The following is a 23867-nucleotide window of genomic DNA, read 5'->3' as shown; positions in this document are numbered from 1 at the left end:
AGGGAGAGCAAAGCGCCCCGGCGCGAATTGCGATGCGGTTACTTGCGCCAGAATTCCGGTACAAAGAGAACGATGACCGTATAAATTTCCAGACGACCAAGAACCATGCACACAGTCAAAGCCCACTTGGCGGCATCTGGCAGCCAGGCATAGTTGTCCATGGGCCCCACTCCGCCAATGCCCGGCCCGATGTTGCCGATGCAGGCCAGGGCGGCGGCAAAGGATGTGACCACATCCACGCCCGAGGCTGCCACCCCAAAGGCGGCCAGAACAAAAAGCCCGAGCCAGAGGACGAAAAACCCCCACACGCCGCGCAGCACATCGTCCTGCACCGCAACATGGCCCATCTTGACCCGGCTGACGGAACGCGGATGAATGAGCCGGAACAACTCCTGGTAGGAATGCTTGCACACAAGCATGATACGCATCACCTTCATCCCGCCCGCGGTGGACCCGGCGCAGCCGCCAACAAACATGCAGAACACCAGAACAGCCTGGGCGATGCCCGGCCACATCTCGTAATCGGCCGTGGCGTATCCGGTGGTGGTCAGGATGGAGGCCACCTGAAAGGCGGTGTAGCGTACGGACTGCCCCACGGTTTCGTAGTCTCCGGCAGAGTAAACGGCTGCGGTTAATACCGTCACAAAAAGCAGAACCATGACTGCGAAGGCTCGGAATTCAGGATTCTTGAGCATGGCCGAGGGCTTTCCCTTGAGCAACAGATAGTGCAGAGAGAAATTGACGCCCGCAATGAGCATGAACACCGTGATGACGCCGTCGATGTAGACGCTGTCATAGGCGGCCACAGAGGCGTTGCGCGTGGAAAACCCGCCTGTGGCCATGGTGCCGAAAGTGTGGCACAGGGCATCAAAGAGATCCATGCCTCCCAGCACCAAAAGCACCGTTTGCACCGCGCTGAACACGAGATAGACCTTCCACAGGGTCATGGCCGTGTCCTTGATGCGCGGCTTGAGCTTGTCCGGCGCAGGGCCGGGCACTTCGGCCCGGTAAAGCTGCATGCCACCCACCCCGAGAAAAGGTAAAATGGCCAGGGAAAGAACGATGATGCCCATGCCGCCCAACCAGTGCGTCAGGCTTCGCCAGAAGAGAATGCCTCGGGGCACGGCCTCAATATCCGTGAGTACGGACGCCCCGGTGGTGCTGAACCCGGAAAGGGACTCGAACACACAGTCCGCCACCGAGTTGAAAGTTCCGCCGAGATAGAACGGCAGACCGCCGAAAGCTCCGGCCGCGAACCAACCCAGGGCCACAATGGCCATGCCCTCGCGATGGGTCATGGCTGTCCTGGAAGAGGCCGGGTCGCGAAAGATCAAAAACAGCAGTGTTCCCGACACCACGGTGATGCCCAGGGATTCCGCCAGGGGCCAGACCGTTCCATCGCCGTAATACACGCCCCAGGCCAGCGGCAAGGCCATGGTCATCCCGACGCAGGCCACCAGCGCCCCGATGATGTGAAGCACGTAGCGCCAGCGCATCTAGAAGAACTCCACCTTGGTGGTCAGCGCCTTCTCCACCTTGGGAATGTCGGGCCGGGTGGAGATGATCAGCAGCCGGTCCAGAGGCTCAATGACCGTGTCGCCCCTTGGAATGACCACCGTCTCACCCCGCTGGAAACAGAGCACCAGACAGCCGCGGGGCAGATCGAGATCCATGATGGCTTTGCCCACAATGGGCGAATTCTCCTGGGCGATGGCCTCAAGCGCCTCGGCCTGCTCTCCCTTGATGCTGACCGTGGAGACAATCTTGCCGCGTCGGATGAAATGGAGCAGCGAATTGATGGCCGAGAGCCTGGGACAGACTGCGTAGTCAATACCGATGGGCTCGATCAACGGCATGTAACCGAAATTGTTGACTCGGGTGATGGCACGCTTGGCCCCCAGGCTCTTGGCAAGCAGGCAGGAGAGGATGTTGGTCTCCTCGTCCCCGGTCACGGCGATGACCATATCCATGTCCTGAATGTTTTCCTCGCGAAGCATATCCTGATCCGTGGAGTCGCCCATGAGCACGATGGGCCGGTCCAACCGCTCCGAGAGATATTCGCACCGCTTCTGGCGGTTATCCAACACCCTGGTATGAAAAAACTTGTTGTCCAGGGCCTTGGCCAACTTGTAGCCGATGTTTCCGCCGCCCATGATCAGCACCTCGCGCACCGGGTCGGTTTCGACTCCCAGGCGGGCCAGCACCTCGTCCTGGTCGAGAATGTCGCAAGCGAAGTAGACCACATCGCCCTGCTGGATGCGGTCCTGACCACGAGGGATTATCAATCGGCCGTCGCGCACCAGAGCGGCGATGACCACGCGCAGATTGTCACCCATCGCTTGGCGCAACTGCATGAGGCGCATGCCCGCCACCGGGCTGTCGTCTGGCAGATTGATGCCTACGAGGCGGATCTTGCCATCGGCGAACTCGTTGATCTCCACGGCTCCTGGGACACTCATGAGGCGCAGGATCGAATTGACCACCTCCTCGTCGGGATTGATGATCTTGGTTATCCCTGCGCCTTGGGTGAGCAGGTGCTTGTAATTGGCATACATGCCGCTGCGGATGCGGGCCAGCTTGGTCGCCCTGCTGTCGAGGGTGTTGGCAAAGAAACAGCTGATGAGATTGATCTCGTCGCTGTCGGTGACAGCCAGCAGGATGTCCGCCTTGGCAATGCCCGCCTGCTCCAGCACCTCGGGACTGCTGCCAGAACCCAGGATGGTCTGCACGTCGGCCGACTCGGCCAGCCTGCGCAGAGCGTCGGCGCTACTGTCGATGACCAGCACTTCCTTGTTCTCTTCGGCCAGCCGTCTGGCGATATGGTAGCCTACCTCGCCAGCTCCGATGATGATAATTCGCACCGTGTACTCCTCTTGTGGCCCAGGATGGGCGACCCCTGCCTTGTACGCCCGTTTTCCGGTGCCCGCAACATGGCTCTTTTCGCCCCCAAAACCCCCAGGACAGAACAAAGCCGGAGCCACCCCGCCTCGCGGGCCGACTCCGGCTCGAACAACAGATGGAAAACACCTACCCTACAGACTCTCGTATCGCCTCGACGCCCACCCGTTCCACAAACCGGGCGGTGCGCTCGCGCATCTTGGCCTCGCGCACATAGAAGCCCAGGGCCGCGCCAATGACCCGAAGCGCCTCCTCGTCGTCGAGGTTTGCAGCCAGTTCGTCGCCCACTCGCACCCGTTTACCCGCGTTGCCGCCGAAAACAACGGACCAACCGTGCTTCTTGCCCACCAGCCCGATGTCGCGCACAAAACTTTCGGAGCAGCACATGGAACAGCCCGAAACCCCGGCTTTGATCTTGGCGGGCAGGCTGAAAGTGTTCAAAAACTCCTCCAATTTCGCGCCCATGGCCAGGGCATCCTGCATGGCCAGACGACAGGCCGAAGTACCGGAACATGCCTGGACATAGTATTTGCAAAACTGGCCCACCGGGCCGAGACGGCGGAGGATCTCGTCGAGCCTCTGCGCCGGAACACCTTGAAGCTTCAGGCGCTGCCCGGCGGTGACGCGCACTCCGGGCAGACCGAACTCCTGAACCACGGAGTTGATTATATTCAACTGATCCGGAGTGATACGACCCAACGCCACTCGCGGGGAAATGGAGTACACCCCCTCCTGACGCTGGGCCAAAACCCCTTCGGGCAATACTTCCGTTTTCATCTTCTCTCCTTTGATGTCCATGCTTGCTGATCCCCACCACTGATGCCGCACTCCACGGCCGCATCAGATGGGCGGGGCGATAGTCACCAGTACACGCATGTCCGTGATGGCTCGAACGCCGTGAGGCTCGGCGATCATTGAAACCAGTACGTCGCCCGGCCGGGCGGGCATGGTCGCCCCGTCAGCACCCAGAAACTCACCCTCGCCTTCGAGAATCACCAGAGTCAATTCCCCTTCCAGCTCGTGGGAATGGACAGGCAGCTTTTGCCCGGCCTTGAAGTTGAAGTTGATCACCTTCATGTACTCGGACTCGTGGGCCAGATAGTTGGAGAAGGTCAGGTCCTTGAAGCCGTGTTCCTTGAACAGCTCTATCTTCTTCATGAAAGCCTCCCTGGGCTATGCGTTGAACGGCTCGGTACGAAGAATCCGGCCGTCGAGAGACACAATGACACGCCTGATGTTCGCCGGTCCCCTTACGCCCTTGATGGCGTGGGCGAGAATTGCGCTCATGGACGAGCAGCATGGCACCTCCATCTCCATGACGGTAATGGACTTGAGATCGTTTTCGGCGATGATGGCAGCCAGTTTATCAACGTATTCCTGTTGATTATCGAACTTGGGGCAGCCCATGAGCACCACCCGGCCCGGCAGGAAATCCGCATGGTAGGCAGGCAGGGCCACGGGGACGCAATCCGCAGTCAGCAGCAGGTCCGCCCCCCGCAAAAACGGTGCGGAAGGCGGCACCAGGCGAAGCTGCACCGGCCAGTGGGCAAGAGCGGAACCGCCTCCCTGCGCCCTGCCCGAAGCCCGGAACGAAGGTATGTTGGCCCGTTCGCACGGGGTCATGGTCCGCATGGCCGCGCCCGGACAGCCGCCCATGGGACGGACCGGAGACACATGCGCCGGACCGGGGACCAGCCGCAGACTCTCGGGCGACGGCATGTGATCAGGCACCTCGCGGCCCTGAGCCTTGAGGTGTTCGGCCACTGCCTCGGGATCAAAGTCCTCGGCCTCTCGCTCAATTACCTTGAGGGCTCCGGTAGGACAATCGCCCAGACACGCGCCCAGACCATCGCAGTACTGTTCCTTGACCAGCCGTGCCTTGCCGTCCACGATGGCCAGCGCTCCCTCGGCGCACGACGGGACACAGTTGCCGCAACCATTACACAATTCCTCGTCTATACTGATCATTTTTCTCATGTAAGCCATGGTATCACCTCTTTTTTAGAAATCTGGATTATATTCTTGCCACCCCGAGAAATACGGCGTGCAGGCTGACGATCAAAACAATGAACACGGTTCGGGCCGCATCCGGAGAAAGGCCGGGGAAACGGTAGCCTATCTGTCCGTGAGGGCAGGAGGACACGCAATCCCCGCACAGGGTGCAGGACAGGGATGGGGCACCACTGACCACGCGCTCGGTATCAAGAGCGCCGTAGCGACAACGGCTGAAACAGGCACCGCAAGCACAGCAGTCGCGATCTATACGCATCCGCCAGGGAGAAAGACGACCAAGGACATTGGAAACAATTCCCATGGGGCAATAGGCGGTGCAGTGGGCCATCAGTCCCATCCTGCTGGAAACCAGAACCATAACGCCCACGCCGATCAAGCCGAACCCGGCGGCCATGAGCACCGCAGTGGCACCGGGAACACCCATCGCCCGCAAGGCCAGCGCCGTCGCCACCACCAGTATCAGGGCTGCACCGCGACCGAACACGCTCAGGCGGCGCACTGATGCCGATGGACCAGGACGCGGACCGCGACGGCTCATGGCGTCGTCCCACGCTCCGATGTAACAAAGATGGCTGCACCAGGCCGGACCGACCAGAAGCACGGTCACGCCAAAGAGAATGGGCATGAACAGCCCCTCGCCCCTGAACACTGGGCCGGCTGCAATAAGCGCGGGCACGGGCAGGTGGAGGGAACCAGTCATGAGCATGGACTCCATGCCCGCCAACCCGAGGGCGAGTTGGCCGAAAAACACGGCCGAGAACAAGGCCCAGATGCGCGGCCTGACAAACCCGTGCCCTCCGGGAGCAAGCATCAGACCGGCTATCCACTGGGCATAGATGCCAAGAGCCATGATCTCAAGCCAACCCCAGGCCGGAAAGTACCTGTCTGCCAAAAGGATGGGAAACGGCACCTTGGAACGGATCATAGCCAGAGCTACCACGGAGAGCAAAAATACGGCAGCCCGCGCTAAGGCGTTATCCCCTTGATGAAAGAACCGTCTGCCCGGTTCTGCCGCGACGGCCAGCAGAGCCAAAAGGTCAATGACCACAACGCCGACCATGATGGCCAGGAGCCGCATCCATGGCGCTCCCATGGCTTGACGGAATCCGACGAGATTCAGGGTCGTTTCCGCCCAGACAAAAGCACCCCAGGCAAGCGCGGCCATCAGCACAATACGCACCCAGCCACGCCTGAACAGCATCAGGCCGATCAGGACGATCAACGCGGCGACCATGCCGATATCACCGAGCCGCAAGCTGTGTGCTGCAAGAAGCAGCAGGGCCATGCCGGGCAGGATCATGAGGAGGTGTTTTTCTCGCTTCGTCATGGTCCAAGGTTGGCCTTTCTTTTTGACGACAGCCATGACTTAGGTCAAATTGGAATAATTATTCGTCAAACCAGGGAGAATCAATGGCGACGGACAAACTCGCAGCGGTCAGGTCCATCACGTTTTTCGAGGGGTTGCCTGAGGAAAAACTGGCCAGAATCGCGGATATCGCCGTGATCAAGCGCTATGACAAGGGCGAGGTGCTCTTTGAGGCCGACATTCCGGCCCACGGTTTTTTTGCGCCGACCATGGGCAGGGTCAAGATTTATCGCACCTCGCCCTCGGGCAAGGAGCACATCCTGCATGTTTTTGGCCCGGGCGAGGCTTTTGGCGAGGTTCCGGTCTTCCAGGGCAGGACCTTCCCGGCCCATGCCCAGGCCTTGGAACCCTGCGAAGCGCTCTTTTTTCCCCGTCGCGACTTCGAGAACCTGATCAGAAAAGACCCGGACATCGCCATGAAAATGATGGCCATGCTCTCCCAGAAGCTGCGTCTGCTGGTCAACAAGATCGATGACCTCAGCCTCAAGGAAACCCCGGCACGAGTGGCCTCCTACCTGCTGCTCCTGCGCTCGTCGCAGGATTCGGATACCCTCCGCCTCGATCTCCCAAAAGGACAGATCGCCTTTTATCTCGGAACAATTCAGGAGACACTCTCACGTATCTTCAAACGCCTCACCGATGAGGAGATCATCGCCATCAATGGCCGGGAGATCACCATCATCGACAGGAAACGCCTGGAGGAACTGGCCGAGGAAGGCCGCTGACTCCGACGACCCGCCCCAGCCGCCAGCATCGGCACAATCGCCCAACGCAAAAAGCCCGCCGCACAAATGTGCGGCGGGCGGCTCTCATACAGCGAAAAGGACGAGAATCCGGGCTAGGCCAGTTTGTTGATCGCGGCCTGAAGACGGGCAACGCGGCGCTGGGCCTGACGGTCGTGAATGACCTTTTTGCGGGCGGCCTTGTCCAGCACGGACATGGCGGCCTTCAGCGCCTCCTGGGCCTTTGCGACATCATTCTCCTCAATCGCCAGCCGAACGGCCTTGACGGTGTTCTTGATGCGGGTCTTGGAGATGCGGTTGCGGGCGCGACGCTTCAAGCTCTGACGGTGCCTCTTCAGGGCGGACTTGTGATTAGCCAAGGTGGATACTCCTGATCGTTTATCGTAGTGAAACGCTTGTCTTACTGATTTTCCCAAAGGGAGAGCCTTTTATATGGACTCTCTTTCCTATGTCAAGTTTTTTTTAGACCTGCAAGGCGTTGAAGTCGGCCAGACGGCCCAGCCTGTCCACAAGGGCCTTGAGCAGATTGAGCCGGTTCAGGCGTACATCGACATCATCACACATGACCATGACATTGTCGAAGAACCCATCGACCGATGGCCGCAACTCACGCAACAGCCCAAGCAAACCGGCAAAATCACGGTTTTCCCAGAGGGCATCGAACCGGGGGCCGGTCTCCTCCAGCCTGGCGCCAAAGGCGGTCTCATGGTCGCCTTCAAAGAGGTCCGGGTCGTAGCCGCCGGTCAACTCCTGCCCGGCCTCATCCCCCTGCTTGCGGATGATGTTGGCCGCCCGCTTGAAGGTCAGCACTGCCTGTTCGAAATCCGGCTCCCGACTGAAGGCGTCGAGGGCGTCGAGCCGGGCCTTGAGAGTGCGGATGTCCGTGAACCCTGCGCCCAGGGCTGCGTCCACCACCCGGGTCTCGATGCCCAGTCCGGTAAACAGGGCGCGCAGCCGCTGGCCGAAGAAGTCCAGCAACCTTTCCAGGGCCTCATCCCGCCCGATCTTCCAGGGAATGTCCTTGTCGTAAGCATTCTGCGCGGCGGCCAGGAACTCCCGCAGATCGAGATCGAGATCATGCTCCATGACAATGCGGGCGATGCCCAAGGCGCAGCGACGCAGGGCATAGGGGTCGTTGGCCCCGGTGGGCGCCTTACCCAGACCGAAGCACCCCACCAGGGTGTCCGCCTTGTCGGCCATGGAAACAAAGGCCCCGGACAGGCTTCCAGGGACAGGGGATTCCGGCCCGGCGGGCAGATACTGCTCGTAGATGCCCTGCGAGACGATGTCGCCCTTGCCCGAACGCTCGGCATAGATACCGCCCATCTTGCCCTGAAGGGTGTCGAACTCGATGACCATCTCGGACACGAGGTCGGCCTTGGACAAACGTCCCGCCTGGGCATAGGCCTCGAACACGCCGGGCAGAAGCCCCTTGGAGGCAGCCAGCTTTTCGGCCAGCCCGGCGCACAAGACGCCGATGCGGCGCGATTTGTCGCCTACCGAGCCCAGCGGGCCGAGGAAGACCACGTTATCCAGCTTGTCCAGCCAGGTGCGAAAATCGACCTTGCAGTCTGCCTCCCAAAAGAAACGGGCGTCCTCCAGCCGTGCCTTGAGCACGCGCTCCCAGCCCTTCTTGACCAGGGCGATGTCTGCAGGCTCGATGTTCAGGGTGGTCAGGAAATACGGCATGAGTCCGCCGTCCGGCCCCTGTACGCCGAAGCTTTTCTGGTGGGACTGCATGGAGGTCAGCAGCACCTCTCGTGGCAGTTCCAAATAGCGGGGGTCGATGTCGCCGATGAGCGGGCGCGGGTACTCCACGAGGTTGGCCACCTCGTCAAGAAGCGCGTCATCCCAGACGACGGTACCGCCAAGGGCCGCGGCCAGCCGGTCGCCCTCGGCCACGATGGCCCCCTTGCGCACCTCGGGATCAATGACAATCCGGCACTGGTTCTCGACAACGGAAAAATAGTCCGCGGCGGACGGCACCTCGAAGGGTCCAGGCCCCATGACCCGATGACCGCGTGTGACACGCCCGGAGTTAAGATTCTCCACCGAAAACTCCACAACCGTCTCATCCAGCAGGGCCAACAGCCAGCGCACCGGACGGCCAAAGGCAAAATCGTAGCCGCCCCAGCGCATCTTCTTGGGAAAGGAAAGGGACTCCACCGCCCTGACGCAGAGGGCAGGCAGGATGTCGATGGCTCTGCCGCCGCCGACGGTCTTGGTGACGGCGAGATACTCGCCTTTATCCGTCTCAAGGCGGAAAATGGCCGACTCGTCCACCCCCTGCGTCCTGGCAAAGCCCTGTCCGGCCTTGGTCAGATTGCCTTCCGCATCAAAGGCGATACGGGCGGGAGGGCCGGTGACGGTCTCCTCCTGTCGCCGCTGGAAGTCGGCCATGTCGGCAACATGGGCCGTTATGCGGCGGGGCGTGGCATACGTGCACACACCATGGTTTTCGACCATCGCCTCCTCAAGCAGCCGGGCAAAGGTCTGCTCAAGCTCGGTCGCCAGCCTGGGCACAAAGCGGGCAGGCATTTCCTCGGTTCCGATTTCCAATATGAATTCGGCCATGTGTGTACTCTTTTCTTCTCGGTTCGCTTGGCTTTCGCCCTATTTCTTCAGCATGGGATAACCCATGGCCTCGCGCTGGTCGGCATAAAGCCGGGCGATCTTGGAGGCCAGATTGCGCACACGGCCAATATAGGTGGCCCGCTCGGTGATGGAGATGGCCCCCCGTGCGTCGAGCATGTTGAAGGAATGGGAGCACTTCAGGCAGCAATCGTAGGCAGGCCAGGGAAGTCCTTCCTCGCACAGTCTGAGGCATTCCGCCTCAAACCTGTTGAACAGCTCGAAGAGCAGGGCCGGGTCGGACAGCTCGAAGTTGTACTTGGACTGCTCCACCTCATTTTGGTGGTAGACGTGGCCGTAGGTGATCTCGTCGTTCCAGGCAAGGTCGTAGACAGACTCTTTTTCCTGGAGATACATGGAGATACGCTCAAGACCATACGTGATCTCCACGGACACGGGTTTAAGATCGATCCCGCCCACCTGCTGGAAATAAGTGAACTGCGTCACTTCCATGCCGTTGAGCCAGACTTCCCAGCCCAGACCCCAGGCGCCCAGGGTTGGCGATTCCCAATCGTCCTCCACGAACCGGATGTCGTGGCAGGAAGCGTCGATGCCCAGAGCGGCCAAGCTCTCAAGGTACAGCTCCTGGATGTTGTCCGGCGAAGGCTTGAGGATAACCTGAAATTGATAATAGTGCTGCAAACGGTTCGGATTCTCGCCGTAACGGCCGTCAGTGGGCCTGCGCGAAGGCTCCACATAGGCCGTCTTCCACGGTTCCGGCCCGATGACACGGAAAAACGTCGAAGGATTGAAGGTTCCCGCGCCGCACTCGATGTCCATAGGCTGGACCACGGCGCAGCCGTATTCGGCCCAGAAACCCTGAAGTTTCAATATCACGTCCTGAAAATTCATCGAATACTCCAACTCAGACCTTTTTATATATGCCGTTCTCCCAGGAGAGGCCCAGATGATAGGCGACAAACATTTCCACGAGCTGGCTGACCTGGCGTCTGACCTCACGGTCCAGCACCACCCGCCCCCAATCGCCCGGATCGCTTTCGCGGATCCACTCCAGAGCGCGCAACACACCGGGGGAAACCGACCGGGCAAGTCCATCTAACGGTTTCCCGACCGAATGACAAGCCGCACAGACCACTTGGCCCTGCTCCACCACGAACAGGTGCCCCCGCCCCTGGCTCACGGGACTGCCGCATGTTCCGCAATTTTCGAAATCCGGATCATACCCCATAGCAAAGGCAAGTCTGGCCCGAAAAAACCACGGCACGAAATCCGGGCTGCCCTGGCCAGAGTCAAGCAGGTATAGCGTGTTCAGCAGCAGGTGATACACCGGGGCGGCGTCCGAGGGATCAATCTCCACCGCCTCAACAAAGCGGACACAATTTGCGGCCAGACCGGCAGCGGCCGCATCAGCCCGGATGCCGGGGAAATTATGCAGCAACGACCCTTCGCCGAGCACGGAATAGGCTCCCCGGCGATCAGACCCGATGGAAAAAAGGACAAGGCTCAGGGGATCGAGGCAGCCCACGAAGCGGCGACGGCTCCGGCTACCCCCAAAGGCAAAGGCGTTGAAGATACCCCGCGTGGGGGTGAAGAGTCTGACCCAGCAGTCCGCCTCCCGGAAGCAGCCCACCTTAAGGACCAGGGCTTTTTCGGTGGCGTCCATGCAGGCCTTCCGAAACGTCAGTCCCCGGTCGGGCTAGTCCATGCCGAAACGCAGGGTCTGGATGTTCCCCCGGGCGTTTTCCAGGGGATAGGGCTTGCCGTTGTAAGTGACGGTGACGCCCGCCACATTGCCGATACGGATGCGCCGCGGGCTGTTGAACATCAACCGCAGAGGCTCACCCTCGCGCAGGACGAAATCACGGGACATGTTCGTCTCCTCGCCCTGCCACACTCCAATCCAGCACCCCTTGGAGGTGGTGGCGCGGATGATCACCACATGATCGTATTTCTGTGTGCCCGCCTCGACATCAGAAGTGGAAAACCCCTCCTCCTCGGATTCAACGGCCCTGTCCGTGGGCCTGCCGCCCAAGGGGGCAGAAGCCGGAATTGCAGCGCCGCTCCCGGCAGCGGCCCCCTCCTGAACGCCGGACGCGGACTCTGCCGAACCGGCTGAATTGGCGACGGATGCACTTTCCCGGCCAGACACAGACGCCGGAGCATCCTCCGCCTCCGCACCTTCGCCCGAAGCTTCCGGCTCGACCATCTCAACCTCGTCAACCCGGAGATCCGGGCCTTCCACCACGGAAGATTCGGTACCAGCTGTTTGAGGAGGCGCACCCTTGTCGCCAGCGCTGAAACTGAACACCAGAAGCCCCACCACGGCAAAAAGGAACAACAGGGCCACGACAAGCACCACCCGGGAACGCCGTCCCTCGGGACTGGCGCATGCCCTGGCAAGAAAAGCCTTTTCTGCGTTTGGGGAAACATCGTAACCAGGGTCTCTGGGCTCACATTCCTGATCCTGAAACTCCCGATCCATGACCATGCCCAGCTCTTCGGCATCCAGGCCAAGGAATCTGGCGTAACTTTTAACAAAACCCTTTGCATACACAGGATGGGGCAACATGGATCGATTCCCGGACTCCATGGCCTCGATGTTGGTGCGGCTGATCTTGGTGGCTTCCATAACCGCAGCCACAGTCAGCCCCTGCCTCTCGCGCTCTTCTCTGAGCGTTTGTCCAAGCTCCTCGAAATTCATCAGGTTTCTCCATTGACGAACGGTATCGTCAGTCCATGTAGATTATGACGGAACTCTGCTTGAGCTTCTCAAAGTACTCGTCGAAAATTGTATCCCGCTTGGTCTCCATGAGCCGCTCGAAGATGGCATCGCGCACATCCTCAAGGGGAACAAGCCTGTCGGAGGCAATTGACGCCGGAGAAAGCAGCGCAGTATGGCCGCGCACTTCCAGAGGCTGCCCAACACCGCCCTGCTTGACGCCCTCAATGGATTCGCGCCAGTCGTCCGCCAGATCAGCCCAGTTGACCTCACCGATAACACCGCCCGAATCCTTGCCAGGGCCGACGCTGTACCTCTCGACCGCCTGGGAAAAGGTCAGCTCACCGCCCTCGATGCGTTTCTTGACCTCAATGGCCGAGACATCCGCAGGCAGCATGATAATGGCCAGAGTGACCATCTTGTCGAGAGTATAATTGTCTCGCTTGGCCTCGTACTCGGCCTGGATTTCCGTATCGGTCACCACTACCTTGCTGTGGACCATGTAACCGAGCAGCTCCTGCTTCTCGATGATTCCCCGGAGCTTGTGCCGGAACTCCTGCATGGATAATCCATCGCGCCTGACGGTCTCCTCGAACTCCTCGGCACTCAGACCGCGTTCATCGCGCATCCTGCGGATCTCGTCGTCCAGCACGGAGTCCGACACCTCGATCTGATACTTGGCTATCTCCTGCTTCATGAGCATGTCATTGACCATCCGCTCAAGGATCTGCCGACGCAGATCAGCCAGTTGCTTCCGCTCGGCCTGGGTCATCTGCCGCCCTCTGACGGATGCCAGGATGGGCCGCATTTCCTCTTCAAGGTCGTACTGAGTGATGATGCCGCTGTTCACCTTGACCAGAATCCTGTCGTACGCCTCCTCCTGCGCCCAGGAGCTGGTAAAGAAAAGGAATAATGCCAAAAGGGTGAGCAAGGAAAATCGTCGTGCCACGAAGTGTCTCCCAAAAACCCCGGAGGGCTTGATTCGCTGATGGTGACGGATTCTAGTCTCTTTATGCAAACTATGCAACGAACGCGCCGGGTTATCCATTTTCGGCGTCATTGATGGATTCTTGACCGTTGAACTCGTCTTCCGAGCCCATCTCGTCCTCTCCTGATTCGTCTCCCTCGGATTCGTCCGCGCCGGAAACATCGTCACTCAGGTCCTCGTCCTGAAGGTCCTGCATCAAGGGCTCCGGCTCCGCTCCATCGGAATCCTCCGGGTCGGACATGGGCAACGGCGCAAGCTGCGGGAATTCTTCCGAAGACAACAGGTGGCTGCTCAAGGAAATCCTGGCGCGGGCCATGGCCGTGTCGAGCCATGCGTCAAAGGCATCGTGCAACTTGCGCTCGACCAGGGCGTTTTCCACCAGGGGGTAGGCCTGGGCGGGCTCAAGAACCTTGGCCGGGCTGCGCTCCAGCAAAACCAGGGCTTCAAAACCGAAACGATCTGTGAGTACGCCGCTGGCCTGCCCTGGAGCCACGCCGGTCAGGGCGTTTTTCCAGGTGGCAGACAGCCGTTCCTCCCGTATCATCACATCGCGGGTCTCCACCTCGCCAAAGGCGGTGGTCAGGTCCAGATGGTCCCGCTCGGCCAGAAAGCGCTCCACGGCCTTGCCCACTATCTCGCGGCTGGGGCCGCGCACCACCAGGATACGCAGCGATTCGGGAAGATAAAAGTCCGAGATTCGGTCACGATAATATTGTTCGGCCTCGCGATAGTCGATCTTGATCTGGGGCCGCAGCACCTGATAAAAAAACTTCCGCATGGCCAGATGGTTGCGCAATTGGAGACGCCACGCCTTGAGATCGATATACTCCTCCACCAGCATCTGGTCGAAGGCTCCCTCGGGATAGTCGGCCCGGACTTCCTCCTCGGCCTTGAGCATCTCGTGGTCCGAGACGCCGATGTCCCGTTTTTCAAGCTCCTGGACAACCAGCTCCTGCACGATGAGTTCGGCCAGGATCTCGCCGTACTCGTTCTTGAGGTTTTCCACGCTGGGCACATAGCCGCCCACGGCGTCCACCTGGAACTGGTCATGCTGGAATTCAAGCTGCGAAAGATAAATGGGTGCACCGTTGACGCGGGCTACCACTCCGATTTCATCGGCAGTATTGGAGCATCCGGCCAGCAGGGCCAGGGTCAGGATAAAAACGGCGAGATTACGGAACATGAGCTTTCTCTGGCTACGATGCCTGCGGTTTGGCGGGCGCCGTGTCGAGCAGTTCCTCCAACTCGGCGGCCGTGTTTTCAAGGGCAAGGCGCGTTGATTCCGCCTCAAGGTAGCGGATTTCAAGCTTGGCCGGAGGCATCAACCTGGCCCGCCCGTCGCGCCGGGCGACCCAGTCGAGCAGCGCCTGGGTGCTCACGGTTGGCGCACCGTCGTCCCAGGAGACCACTGCCCGGGCGGGATACAGCTCGGCCCGGGCAGCACGCAATCGCGACAGCGTCTGCTTGAGACGCAGGACGCCCAAAAATGTTTCCAATTCACGGGGCGGGTGGCCGAATCTGTCACGCATCTCGGCTTCCAACTCGCACAGAGCCGCCTCGTCCCGGGCCGAGGAAAGCGCCCGATAATAGCGCAGCCGCTCACGGGCATCGGGAATGCACGAACCCGGGATATGGGCCTCAAAGACAAAGTTGAGCTCTGGCTCGCTGGCCCTGATCTCGGTCTCGCCGCGCACCCTGCGCACCTCTTCCTCAAGCATCTCGAGGAAGAGGTCAAGCCCGACCTTGGCTATTTGTCCGGACTGGGCTTCGCCGAGGATGTTGCCCGCGCCGCGCAGACGCAGATCCTCCATGGCGATCTTGAACCCTGCCCCCAGATAATCCATGTCCAGAATGATACGCAAGCGTTTACGCACCGTTTCACTCAGATCATCGATGCTCGGAACCACGAAATAGGCGTAGGCCTGCCGCTCGCTACGCCCCACCCGGCCGCGCAGTTGATAGAGCTGGCCCAGACCGAAGAGCTGGGCCTGATCCACGATAAGGGTGTTGGCATTGGGGAAGTCAAGCCCCGACTCCACGATGGCCGTACACACAAGCACATCCACCTCGCCGTGCCAGAAGCCACGCATGGCCTCCTCAAGTCCCTTTTCACTCATCCGTCCGTGGGCCATGCCCACACGGGCATCGGGCACCAGCTCTCGAACGAACTCGGCCACCCGCTCCAGACCGTTGACACGGTTGTAGACCCAGTAGACCTGTCCGCCCCGCTCCAGTTCGCGACGCAGTACGCCTCGCAACGCCTGGGCGTCACGCTCGGTGATAGCAGTCTCTACGGGCTTGCGGTCCAATGGGGGGGTCTCAATGACCGACAGCCCCCGGATGCCCGAAAGCGACAGTTGGAGAGTGCGCGGAATGGGCGTTGCCGTCAGGGTCAACACATCGATATTCTGCCGGAAATGCTTAAGCCGTTCCTTGTGCTTGACGCCGAAACGCTGCTCCTCGTCGAGAATCAACAGGCCGAGGTTGGGCAGCTCCACATCCTTTGACAGGATGCGATGCGTGCCAATGAGGATGTCCAACTCGCCCTGCGCAGCGGCCTGGAGTACGTCTTTTTGACGCTTGGCGGGCACAAATCGGCTGAGAAGTCCAATACGTACGGGAAAACCCTCCATACGTCTGGAGAAGGTCTGGTAATGCTGTTCGGCCAGCACCGTGGTGGGGCACAGCAGGGCCGTCTGGCGTCCCTCCAGAGCCGCACGGAAAGCAGCGCGCAGGGCCACCTCGGTCTTGCCGAACCCCACATCGCCACAGATCAGCCGATCCATGGGCTCGGGTTTTTCCATGTCGCGAAACACGTCGCGCACAGCCTTATCCTGATCCGGGGTTTCCTCGAACCCGAAGGTGGCCTCGAACTCGGCGTACATGTCGTCGGGCGGCCCATAGGAATACCCCTTGCCCACCCGGCGAAAGGCATACATCTCGACCAGCTCGTGGGCAATCTTCTCGACCGCTTTGCGCACCCGCGCCGTTGTGGTGCTCCAGCGAGTGCCCCCCAGCTTGTCCAGGGCAGGCTGCCGCCCCCCCTCCGGCCCCTTGAAACGCTGCACGAGGTTGAGCCGGTCCACGGGCAGATAAAGCTTATCCTCTCCTGCGAAATAAAGCAGCAGATAATCATTGGCCGCGTCGCCGATATTCATATGGTGCAGACCGCCAAACTGGGCCAGGCCGTAGTCACGATGCACCAGCAGATCGCCGTCAGCGAGATCCTCGTAGCGGTCGAGCCCCTGAAAGGCCGTGTCGCGCACGGCATGCGTCCGAGATGGTTCCGGTTGGAGCACCTCCTCGCCCAGAATGCGTGTGCGGCTCCAAGTCAGCTCCATGCCCCTCCTCAGTGGCGAGACCAGGGCGAACACCCCACAGGAACCCGAAGCATAATCAAGGGATATGGGCAACTGCTCGGGCTCGGCCATGCTCAGGAACTTGGCACGGGAGCGTTCGGACCGGAAGCTGAGAATGGTTCGGAATCCCGCTCTGTTCCACTCCCTGAGGCCGGCGACCAGGGCCGACCACGGCCGACGCGATGCCTCGGGCTGCCAGAAAATGTCGGTGAAGTCGCTGTAGGGTGTCTCGGCCAGATCAATGCCGTGCTTGTCCCGGCCGACGGTCAATTCGTCAAAGACCAGTTGCCGGGCGTCGCGCCAGGCCGTACGAGCCCCTTCATGGGTACGGCAGAAAAAGCGAAGAGGCCAACGCAGCCCTTTTTGACGCAGTTCCTCGTCAACGAAATCGCGCCATGCCTGATCCTGGTCCTCCAGCCGTCCCCGCAAATCGCCCGAGAGAAGAAAAGCCGCGTCCTCGGGAAAATGACGTTCGATACTCACCGGATCGGGATAGTAAAGGCCGGGCCAGAAAAAGCCGTCCGCTGCCTCAAGGCGGCCAAGCAGCGCGGACTCTTCGGCCGCTCCCATTTCTCCGGTACGGCGCAGCCGGTTCCAAAGCTCACGCGCCCTGTCCCCATACTCGCCGGAGGTGATGGCCGGGGCTACGGGCAGCAGAACGGCCTCGGTCAGATCGGACCGGGAACGCTGACTGGCCAGGTCGAAAAGCCGGATCTCCTCAATGGAGTCTCCGAAAAACTCGAGACGCAGGGGGAGATCATAGCCCGAGGCGTAGATGTCGAGAATATCCCCGCGCATGGCCAGCTCTCCGGGGCCGGAGACGAATTTTCGCCGCACATATCCCCAGGCCACGAGCTGCTCCAGCAGAATTTCTGGAGACATTTCCTCGCCACGAGTCAGGGCCACCCAGTTCTCGCGCACCACCGATGCCGCAGGCCAGTGCGGCAGGAGGTTATCGGCGGTCATGAGTACCCCGAGGGGGCGTTTGCCGTAGGTCAGCCCGTAAAGGGCGGCCCAACGCTCGCTCCAGGCCTGGGCCTCGGGATGACGGGAGAGATAGGGAGGCAGAAAGAGCCAGTCACGCTCCCAGCTCGGGGAATGTTTCTCCCCCCCTGATCCCGAAAGGAGCGCCAGAAGCGCACGGACCTGCTTGAATTCCTGTACGCCAGGCACCACCAGAACCGCGCTTCGGCCCTGATCCAGCATACTGCGGGCAACCATGGCCTGAGTCCCAGGCCCGCCTTTGAACACCCGCAGGTTCTTGGTTTTGTCCGCTATGAACTCGGAAAGTGCACCTGGAAGAATGGATGACATGAATGCGACCGGCACGGCTTGGGGTTGAGGAAAGGAAACGGAAAAGCCGCCTCTTCCCTATCGGGAGCAGGACGGCTTGTCACCAGGAAATCGCGAGGAGTTCACACGCCGGTCAGAGCTTCCTTCTCGTCGCTGTCGAGCAGGGAGTTGAGATCGAGCAGGATAAGCAGTCGCTCGTCAAGCTTGCCCACACCGTCGATGTAATCGGCATCCATGCCCGCCACCACGGGCGGCGGGGGCTGGACCGCATTGGCCGGAAGGCGCAACACCTCGGACACGGCATCAACCACGAAGCCGACGATGATCATGTCGATCTCAATGACAATGATACGTGTGTACTTATCGTGCTCCTTGGCACGCAGACCAAAACGGCTGCGCATGTCCACGATGGGGATGACCTTGCCGCGCAGGTTGATGACGCCCTCCACAAAGGCGGGAGCGCGGGGAACCTTGGTGATCTCCATGGTGCGAATAATCTCCTGCACCTGGAGGATGTTCACCCCGAACTCCTCCTCGCCGATGCTGAAGGTGACAAGCTGGATGAGTTCCAGATCGGCCTCGACCTCGTCGGCATCGTACATGGGATCGACTTGTATGCTCATTGGGACCTCGTCGGCAGCCCTCTTTCGGGAACACAGGCTGATTTTTCAGTGAAAACAATCTGTCAACCGATGTCAGCTTTGTCAATGGAAATATCCCGGCAACCCGCGCCGGGCATCACGCCGCACCACAGCACGTGCTCCGACAGAGCTAAAGCGACCCGGCATCGGTACGATAATACCGTGTCGCGGACAAAGTCTAGTTGACGGGCCTGTCATAAAGGTCTAACTTAGTCCACACGAAACGTCTATAGGGTTGATTTTTTTAAGAATTTTCTACACAAGGAAGGACCGCACCGCATGGGTCAGTACGCCTCCTTCAATGACCAATGTTCCCTTGAGGCCCAGGTGAAGAATCTGGCCGACGAGGAGCTGCTCGACTTCTGGGAAGAAACCCAACAGCTTGCGAGAATGCTGGATCAGTCGGAACAGCTGGATGTCGAATACAACCCCGAATACGAACGGGTCATCCTTCAGGAACTTCAGTTCCGCACCTGTTTCAAGGGCCAATTCTGATTGCACCCGCAGCAGACAGAAGAAAATCCCCGCCCCTCATCCGAGGAGCGGGGATTTTTTTTGCGCACCATTACGGGCTAGAGAACAGGAGTCCGGCCAATGCTGAAATAAGCGAACCCTTCCCTGCCCATACGTACGGGCTGGTAGAGGTTGCGGCCGTCAAAGACCACAGGAGCCGCGAGCAGTGTGCGTATCCTCGCAAAGTCAGGATTGCGGAACTGGTTCCAATCCGTGACCACGGCCAAGGCGTCGGCTCCGTCCAGCATTTCGTATTGGCTGTCCACTATCTCGAGATTGGCAAGACGCCCAAGCTCTTCCCTGGCGCGCTCTCCAGCCACCGGGTCAAAGGCGCGGACCTTCATGCCAAGCCCGGTCAGATCCCTGATCACCTCGACGGACGACGCCTCGCGGATGTCGTCGGTATTGGCCTTGAAGGCGATGCCCCAAAGCGCCAGGGTGCGCCCCGACACCCCACCCTGCTCGGCGAAGTAGGCGATGATCTTGTCGGCCAGCACATGCTTCTGGGCGTTGTTGACCTCGTCCACGGAGCGGATCAGCCGGGCGTCGTAGCCATGGGCGTCGGCAGTGCTGATGAGCGCCTTGACATCCTTGGGAAAGCACGAGCCGCCATACCCCGCCCCCGGATAGATGAAACTGTACCCGATGCGGCTGTCCGAACCGATACCCGTGCGCACTTCGCTGACATCGGCCCCCACCCGCTCGCAGATGTTGGCTATCTCGTTGATGAAGGAGATTTTGGTGGCCAGCATGCAGTTGGCCGCGTACTTGGTCATCTCCGCGCTGCGCACTCCCATGATGATGAGCTTGTCGCGGCTGCGGGCAAAGGGGGCGTAGAGCGCACCGAGAACCTTGGCCGAGTTCTCGTCGTCGCTGCCCACGATGACCCTGTCGGGCTTCATGAAGTCGCCCACGGCGTCTCCTTCCTTGAGAAATTCCGGGTTGGAGACCACGTCAAAGGCGATGTCCACCCCGCGTCTGCCGAGTTCCCCGGCAATGATGGCGCGGACGCGATCGGCCGTGCCCACCGGGACGGTGGACTTGTCCACCACGATCTTGGGCGCGGTCATGCACTGGCCTATCTCCCGGGCCACAGCCTCGACATGGGAGAGGTCGCAGGTGCCGTCCACGGCCTGGGGAGTGCCGACAGTGATGAAGACCACCTCGCTATCGGCCATGCCCTCTTCAAGGCTGGTGGTGAAGTGCAGTCGTTCCTGCTCGTTGTTTCGGCGCACCAGCTCCTCAAGCCCAGGCTCGTAAATATGGACCTTGCCGGCCTTGAGTGTCTCGACCACACTGGGATTGACATCCACGCAGACGACCCTGTTGCCCATTTCGGCAAAGCAAGCGGCGGAGACGAGCCCCACATAACCTGTGCCGACGATGCATACGTTCATTGAAGGATGACTCCGATGCTAAGGGTTTGCTCGTTTTCAGGCCATGGCGATACCTTTAGTGCGCTTTTGCTGTCAACTCGAAGGACCGCGCCAGCGTGTTGCCATTTCCGGCCGGAAGTCGTAATCAACGGGGATAGCACGACATCATCCAATGGAGGAAAGACGAATGCCGTCACTCACCGTCAACGTCGATCATGTGGCCACCTTAAGACAGGCCAGAATGGGCATAGAACCCGAACCAGTGACCGCCGCCCACATGGCAGAACTGGCCGGCGCCACAGGCATCATCGTCCACCTGCGCGAAGACCGCAGACATATTCAGGACCGCGACGTGGAACTGATCCGCAAGACCTGCAACACCCGCCTGCACCTGGAAATGGCCGCCACCGAAGAAATGCGGTCCATAGCCCTGGACATCGCCCCGGAGATCGTCTGCCTCGTACCCGAAAAGCGGCAGGAGCTGACCACCGAAGGCGGGCTCAACTGCCTGGGGCGCGAGGGCGAACTGGCCGACTACCTTGCCCCTCTGCATGAACGGGGCATCCGCTCCAGCCTGTTCATCGACGCAGACCCGGCGCAGATCGAGGCGGCTGCGGCCACGGGTACCGAGTTTGTGGAAATCCACACTGGCCATTACGCCGACGCCAAGGACATCCGCGACCGGCGCAAAGAGCTGGCTTCCATCCTGGAAGGCATCCGGGTGGCCCGCTCCCTTGGCCTCAAGGTCAATCTCGGACACGGGCTCAACTACCGCAACGTCCTGGCCTTCAGGCATGTCGAAGGTGTCAGCGAATACTCCATCGGCCACGCCATCATGTCCAAGGCCATTTTCGTGGGCCTGGACCGCGCCGTGCGCGACATGGCGGCCATCATCCGCACTTTTGCGGACTGACCCCAGGCACCGGGAGAATCCATGATCAAGGGACTCGGAATCGACCTGACCGAACTGCACCGCGTCCGCGACATCTGGAACCGCTTCGGCCCCAGGTTCGCGGCAAAGATATTGACCGAACGCGAGCTGGCGCAACTGCCCAGCCACGACCCCGTGCCCAGACTGGCCGCCCTGTTCGCGGGCAAGGAGGCGGCGGTCAAGGCACTGGGAACCGGCTTTGCCGACGGGGTCCACTTCAAGTGCGTGGAGATCCTGCACGCCCGGAGCGGCAAGCCGGAAATCGCCTTCCTGGATCGCGGAAGAGATATCTGCGACCTTCGTGGCGTCACTGCGGCGCATATTTCCCTGACCCACTCCCGCGACACGGCCGCTGCCACCGTGGTGCTCGAGGGCGATCCCCGCTGACCGGGGACAAAGGAGGCCCGATGCTGCTCCCCCTGCCCACCCCGGCCGAAATGGCCATATGGGACCACAAAACCATCAAGACCATAGGCATCCCAGGTGTCACCCTCATGGAATCCGCCGCACGGGAGGCCGTGGCCGTGCTGCTCAAGACCAACGGAGCCAACGACCGGCACACTCCCTCCATCGGCCAGGGCCCTCTTGACGGACAGGAAATCTTCTGTTTCGCCGGGTCGGGCAACAATGGAGGAGACGCTTTTGCCATGGCCCGCCACCTGACCGATCTGGGCGCAGACGTAACCGTCTTCCACACCCTGCCCAAGAAGCGTTACCGGGGCGAGGCCCGTATTCATCTGGAGCTGGCACGGCGTGTCGGCGTATCCATGCGCCATCTCGATGCTGCGGACGCGGCCGGACTGCCCCAGCCTGACATCGTCGTGGACGGCCTGCTGGGCACCGGCCTCACGGGCCCCCTTCGACCCGACTCCCTGGCCCTGGTCCGGGCCGTGAACCGTCTGGGCCGTCGGGCCTTCGTCCTTTCCATCGATATCCCCTCGGGGCTGAGCGGCCTGACCGGACAACCCCAACCCGAAGCGGTCCATGCCGATGCCACGGTCACTTTCCAGGCGGCCAAGCTCGGGCTGGCCATGCCCGGTGCCGCGCAGTTCACGGGCTCCATACATGTCCGGCCCATCGGCATCCCGAACCGAATCATACGCGAGAATCCCGCCCGCCATGAATTACTCACCGACGCCATCCTGAGCCGCATACCCAGGCCCGACCCGGCCATGCACAAAGGCAGTGCGGGGAGCGTGCTCATTATCGGCGGCTCTCCCGGCCTGACAGGCGCCCCCCGGCTTGCGGCCCTTGGCGCTCTTCGCGCCGGGGCCGGGCTGGTCACGGTGGCCTGTCCCGGCGGGCTGGCCGACAGCGTCAAGGGCGGCTCGGCGGACATCATGACCCTACCCCTTGGTTCCGGTCGGGAATGGACCCCGGAGCTTGCGAACATTCTTCAGGCCGAGCTGGGCCGTTTCCATGCCGTGGTGGTTGGCCCCGGCCTGGGGCGGACCATGAAAACAGTTGATTTTCTCAAGTCCTTTGTAGCACAGTGTCCGACGCACACGGTTCTGGACGCGGATGCGCTGTTTTGCCTGGCCCAGATTCCCGAGACGGTCCACCGCCTCTCCGAAACGACCATTCTGACACCGCATCCAGGCGAGATGGCAAGGCTTATTGGACAATCAACGGACGAAATCCAGGCCGCGAGACTTGATACGGCCCGAACATTCGTCGAGACGTGCCGCTCTGTCCTGGTCCTCAAGGGGGCCGGAACCCTGATTGCCGACAGGGATCGGGTGCGCATCAGCCCGCATGCAGAGCCAAACCTGGCCGTAGGTGGTTCGGGCGACGTGCTGGCGGGGGTCATCGCCGCCCTCATGGCCCGGGGAATGCGCCCGGCCGAGGCCGCAGCCCTCGGTGTCCATTGGCATGGGACGACAGGTCGGCTGCTCCGTGAAAACTATCCGGCCAGGGGCAACCTGGCTTCCGAAATCGCAGACATGCTGCCGCAAGCGGCAAAGGAGTTCTCCCCGTGCTGAAAGCCAAGGACATCATGACCAAAGAGTGCATCACCCTGACCCCAGACACGGACATCTCCTCCGCCGCCCGCCTGCTGATAGAGAACAAGATCAACGGTGCGCCAGTGATCGACGAGCACGGCCGGGTCGTGGGCGTACTCTGTCAGGCCGATCTCGTGGCCCAGCAGAAGAAAATCACGCTGCCGTCCTTCTTCACCCTGCTGGACGGCGTGTTTCCGCTCTCTTCCCATGATGAACTGGAGCGGGAAATCACCAAAATTTCAGCCATTAAAGTGGGCGATGCCATGAGTTCAAGCCCTGTTTCCGTCACGCCGGAAACCGGCATCGACGACATTGCCACCATGATGGCCAACAAGAAACTCTACACTCTGCCGGTCATTGAAGATGGCCGTCTGGTGGGAGTGGTGGGCAAGGAGGACGTGCTCAAGACCCTGCTTCAGGGCTAGCACTACG

General features: G+C 60.8%; 22 protein-coding genes. 6 read left to right on the top strand and 16 right to left on the bottom strand.

Annotation, left to right across the window (positions count from 1 at the left end; all coding sequences use genetic code 11):
- Positions 1–38 precede the first annotated feature (38 nt).
- From GKC30_RS12330 to GKC30_RS12305, 6 genes are all read right to left on the bottom strand, one after another.
- Positions 39–1496: a TrkH family potassium uptake protein gene (locus tag GKC30_RS12330; RefSeq protein ID WP_155935123.1), complete on the bottom strand. Its 1458-nt coding sequence runs from the start codon at positions 1494–1496 to the stop codon at positions 39–41.
- On the bottom strand, positions 1497–2861 hold the full coding sequence (trkA, locus tag GKC30_RS12325; protein WP_367614129.1) for a Trk system potassium transporter TrkA: 1365 nt from the start codon (positions 2859–2861) through the stop codon (positions 1497–1499).
- 166 nt (positions 2862–3027) lie between these two features.
- The gene (locus tag GKC30_RS12320; RefSeq protein ID WP_155935110.1) at positions 3028–3675 is read right to left on the bottom strand and encodes a ferredoxin-like domain-containing protein; all 648 of its coding nucleotides are present in this window, start codon (positions 3673–3675) and stop codon (positions 3028–3030) included.
- A 63-nt stretch (positions 3676–3738) separates the two neighbouring features.
- Positions 3739–4056, bottom strand: coding sequence for a cupin domain-containing protein (locus tag GKC30_RS12315; protein ID WP_155935108.1), 318 nt, complete (start codon positions 4054–4056; stop codon positions 3739–3741).
- A gap of 15 nt (positions 4057–4071) precedes the next feature.
- Positions 4072–4884, bottom strand: coding sequence for an ATP-binding protein (locus tag GKC30_RS12310; RefSeq protein ID WP_155935106.1), 813 nt, complete (start codon positions 4882–4884; stop codon positions 4072–4074).
- Positions 4885–4912: 28 nt separating this feature from the next.
- Entirely contained in the window at positions 4913–6238 is a 1326-nt protein-coding gene (locus tag GKC30_RS12305) for a 4Fe-4S binding protein (protein ID WP_155935104.1), read from the bottom strand.
- Positions 6239–6321: 83 nt separating this feature from the next.
- Here GKC30_RS12305 and GKC30_RS12300 point away from each other — a divergent pair, with 83 nt between their 5' ends.
- Positions 6322–7002, top strand: coding sequence for a Crp/Fnr family transcriptional regulator (locus tag GKC30_RS12300; protein ID WP_155935102.1), 681 nt, complete (start codon positions 6322–6324; stop codon positions 7000–7002).
- 113 nt (positions 7003–7115) lie between these two features.
- Here the strand turns inward: GKC30_RS12300 and rpsT are convergent, their stop codons facing one another.
- From rpsT to GKC30_RS12255, 9 genes are all read right to left on the bottom strand, one after another.
- Entirely contained in the window at positions 7116–7379 is a 264-nt protein-coding gene (gene rpsT / locus GKC30_RS12295; protein WP_155935100.1) for a 30S ribosomal protein S20, read from the bottom strand.
- 103 nt (positions 7380–7482) lie between these two features.
- Entirely contained in the window at positions 7483–9594 is a 2112-nt protein-coding gene (gene glyS / locus GKC30_RS12290) for a glycine--tRNA ligase subunit beta (RefSeq protein WP_155935098.1), read from the bottom strand.
- A 39-nt stretch (positions 9595–9633) separates the two neighbouring features.
- Positions 9634–10503: a glycine--tRNA ligase subunit alpha gene (gene glyQ / locus GKC30_RS12285; RefSeq protein ID WP_155935096.1), complete on the bottom strand. Its 870-nt coding sequence runs from the start codon at positions 10501–10503 to the stop codon at positions 9634–9636.
- A 13-nt stretch (positions 10504–10516) separates the two neighbouring features.
- Positions 10517–11275: a DNA repair protein RecO gene (recO, locus tag GKC30_RS12280; protein WP_155935094.1), complete on the bottom strand. Its 759-nt coding sequence runs from the start codon at positions 11273–11275 to the stop codon at positions 10517–10519.
- Between the two features lie 33 nt (positions 11276–11308).
- Positions 11309–12313 carry a helix-turn-helix domain-containing protein gene (locus GKC30_RS12275; RefSeq protein WP_155935092.1) on the bottom strand — a complete coding sequence of 335 codons (1005 nt, stop codon included), beginning with the start codon at positions 12311–12313 and terminating at the stop codon, positions 11309–11311.
- A gap of 28 nt (positions 12314–12341) precedes the next feature.
- Positions 12342–13280: a SurA N-terminal domain-containing protein gene (locus GKC30_RS12270; RefSeq protein ID WP_367614128.1), complete on the bottom strand. Its 939-nt coding sequence runs from the start codon at positions 13278–13280 to the stop codon at positions 12342–12344.
- 91 nt (positions 13281–13371) lie between these two features.
- On the bottom strand, positions 13372–14502 hold the full coding sequence (locus GKC30_RS12265) for a peptidylprolyl isomerase (protein ID WP_155935088.1): 1131 nt from the start codon (positions 14500–14502) through the stop codon (positions 13372–13374).
- 13 nt (positions 14503–14515) lie between these two features.
- Positions 14516–17992, bottom strand: a complete 3477-nt coding sequence (gene mfd / locus GKC30_RS12260; RefSeq protein ID WP_155935086.1) for a transcription-repair coupling factor — start codon at positions 17990–17992, stop codon at positions 14516–14518.
- Positions 17993–18093: 101 nt separating this feature from the next.
- The gene (locus GKC30_RS12255) at positions 18094–18594 is read right to left on the bottom strand and encodes a chemotaxis protein CheW (RefSeq protein ID WP_196772870.1); all 501 of its coding nucleotides are present in this window, start codon (positions 18592–18594) and stop codon (positions 18094–18096) included.
- A 297-nt stretch (positions 18595–18891) separates the two neighbouring features.
- Between GKC30_RS12255 and GKC30_RS12250 the strand changes: the two genes are divergently transcribed.
- On the top strand, positions 18892–19107 hold the full coding sequence (locus GKC30_RS12250; RefSeq protein ID WP_155935084.1) for a hypothetical protein: 216 nt from the start codon (positions 18892–18894) through the stop codon (positions 19105–19107).
- Between the two features lie 77 nt (positions 19108–19184).
- Here the strand turns inward: GKC30_RS12250 and GKC30_RS12245 are convergent, their stop codons facing one another.
- On the bottom strand, positions 19185–20522 hold the full coding sequence (locus GKC30_RS12245) for a UDP-glucose dehydrogenase family protein (RefSeq protein WP_155935082.1): 1338 nt from the start codon (positions 20520–20522) through the stop codon (positions 19185–19187).
- A gap of 166 nt (positions 20523–20688) precedes the next feature.
- On the opposite strand from GKC30_RS12245, the gene GKC30_RS12240 reads away from it, so the two are divergent.
- The 4 genes from GKC30_RS12240 to GKC30_RS12225 are packed head-to-tail and all read left to right on the top strand — an operon-like array spanning position 20689 to position 23860.
- Positions 20689–21414 carry a pyridoxine 5'-phosphate synthase gene (locus GKC30_RS12240; RefSeq protein ID WP_155935080.1) on the top strand — a complete coding sequence of 242 codons (726 nt, stop codon included), beginning with the start codon at positions 20689–20691 and terminating at the stop codon, positions 21412–21414.
- Positions 21415–21435: 21 nt separating this feature from the next.
- A complete protein-coding gene (gene acpS / locus GKC30_RS12235) occupies positions 21436–21819 on the top strand; it encodes a holo-ACP synthase (protein WP_155935078.1) in 384 nt (127 codons plus the stop codon).
- A gap of 20 nt (positions 21820–21839) precedes the next feature.
- Complete coding sequence (locus GKC30_RS12230) at positions 21840–23414, top strand: NAD(P)H-hydrate dehydratase (RefSeq protein ID WP_155935076.1); 1575 nt, start codon at positions 21840–21842, stop codon at positions 23412–23414.
- Positions 23408–23860 carry a CBS domain-containing protein gene (locus GKC30_RS12225; RefSeq protein ID WP_367614127.1) on the top strand — a complete coding sequence of 151 codons (453 nt, stop codon included), beginning with the start codon at positions 23408–23410 and terminating at the stop codon, positions 23858–23860. The genes GKC30_RS12230 and GKC30_RS12225 overlap by 7 nt, the downstream gene beginning before the upstream one ends.
- The last annotated feature ends 7 nt before the right edge of the window (positions 23861–23867 follow it).

This window comes from Pseudodesulfovibrio alkaliphilus (assembly GCF_009729555.1).
GTDB classification, from domain to species: Bacteria; Desulfobacterota; Desulfovibrionia; order Desulfovibrionales; family Desulfovibrionaceae; genus Pseudodesulfovibrio; species Pseudodesulfovibrio alkaliphilus.
Note: the sequence above shows the minus strand (reverse complement) of the source record. Positions and strands in the feature narration are given on the sequence as shown.

Excerpts from the sequence above, each read along its gene's own strand:
- GKC30_RS12305 (WP_155935104.1), bottom strand. The coding sequence starts at position 6,238 with ATGACGAAGCGAGAAAAACACCTCCTCATGATCCTGCCCGGCATGGCC.
- GKC30_RS12320 (WP_155935110.1), bottom strand. The coding sequence starts at position 3,675 with ATGAAAACGGAAGTATTGCCCGAAGGGGTTTTGGCCCAGCGTCAGGAG.
- GKC30_RS12310 (WP_155935106.1), bottom strand. The coding sequence starts at position 4,884 with ATGGCTTACATGAGAAAAATGATCAGTATAGACGAGGAATTGTGTAAT.
- GKC30_RS12300 (WP_155935102.1), top strand. The coding sequence starts at position 6,322 with ATGGCGACGGACAAACTCGCAGCGGTCAGGTCCATCACGTTTTTCGAG.
- GKC30_RS12230 (WP_155935076.1), top strand. The coding sequence starts at position 21,840 with ATGCTGCTCCCCCTGCCCACCCCGGCCGAAATGGCCATATGGGACCAC.
- GKC30_RS12255 (WP_196772870.1), bottom strand. The coding sequence starts at position 18,594 with ATGAGCATACAAGTCGATCCCATGTACGATGCCGACGAGGTCGAGGCC.
- GKC30_RS12245 (WP_155935082.1), bottom strand. The coding sequence starts at position 20,522 with ATGAACGTATGCATCGTCGGCACAGGTTATGTGGGGCTCGTCTCCGCC.
- GKC30_RS12240 (WP_155935080.1), top strand. The coding sequence starts at position 20,689 with ATGCCGTCACTCACCGTCAACGTCGATCATGTGGCCACCTTAAGACAG.
- mfd (WP_155935086.1), bottom strand. The coding sequence starts at position 17,992 with ATGTCATCCATTCTTCCAGGTGCACTTTCCGAGTTCATAGCGGACAAA.
- GKC30_RS12275 (WP_155935092.1), bottom strand. The coding sequence starts at position 12,313 with ATGAATTTCGAGGAGCTTGGACAAACGCTCAGAGAAGAGCGCGAGAGG.
- glyS (WP_155935098.1), bottom strand. The coding sequence starts at position 9,594 with ATGGCCGAATTCATATTGGAAATCGGAACCGAGGAAATGCCTGCCCGC.
- acpS (WP_155935078.1), top strand. The coding sequence starts at position 21,436 with ATGATCAAGGGACTCGGAATCGACCTGACCGAACTGCACCGCGTCCGC.
- GKC30_RS12265 (WP_155935088.1), bottom strand. The coding sequence starts at position 14,502 with ATGTTCCGTAATCTCGCCGTTTTTATCCTGACCCTGGCCCTGCTGGCC.
- GKC30_RS12315 (WP_155935108.1), bottom strand. The coding sequence starts at position 4,056 with ATGAAGAAGATAGAGCTGTTCAAGGAACACGGCTTCAAGGACCTGACC.
- GKC30_RS12330 (WP_155935123.1), bottom strand. The coding sequence starts at position 1,496 with ATGCGCTGGCGCTACGTGCTTCACATCATCGGGGCGCTGGTGGCCTGC.
- recO (WP_155935094.1), bottom strand. The coding sequence starts at position 11,275 with ATGGACGCCACCGAAAAAGCCCTGGTCCTTAAGGTGGGCTGCTTCCGG.
- GKC30_RS12250 (WP_155935084.1), top strand. The coding sequence starts at position 18,892 with ATGGGTCAGTACGCCTCCTTCAATGACCAATGTTCCCTTGAGGCCCAG.
- glyQ (WP_155935096.1), bottom strand. The coding sequence starts at position 10,503 with ATGAATTTTCAGGACGTGATATTGAAACTTCAGGGTTTCTGGGCCGAA.